Origin of the sequence: Helicobacter mehlei (genome assembly GCF_007280785.1) — a bacterium.
Lineage (GTDB): Bacteria > Campylobacterota > Campylobacteria > Campylobacterales > Helicobacteraceae > Helicobacter > Helicobacter mehlei.
Genome location: NZ_VKGC01000079.1, coordinates 1 through 288 on the forward strand (window position 1 = coordinate 1; position 288 = coordinate 288).

1 pseudogene is annotated in these 288 nt (G+C 50.7%); it reads right to left on the reverse strand.

Annotation, left to right across the window (positions count from 1 at the left end):
• Positions 1-288: pseudogene (locus FNE76_RS08155) on the reverse strand (hypothetical protein); the annotation flags it as partial.

The following is a 288-nucleotide window of genomic DNA, read 5'->3' on the forward strand; positions in this document are numbered from 1 at the left end:
TTTAGTCGTGGCTGGGATATGTGTGTTGGGCTTATAGGGAAGTAAGGGGGTTTGATTGTTAAGCGGGGGTTTGGTAGTATGAGGGGTAGCGGTGTGGGTCGGTGCGTGGGAGGCACTAGGTCTAGGGCTTAGGGAGGTCTCCGCTATCTTTGGATAGTCCGCATATTCACCCGCAAAGTGTTTGTTATTATTCTCTAGTTTCCCCTCTAGGCTACGATTCTGTGCCCTCTGCAAAATTTGCATCTCTGGGCTGTTGGCTAAGCTTTGGCTGGCTTGCGCGCTCTTTTT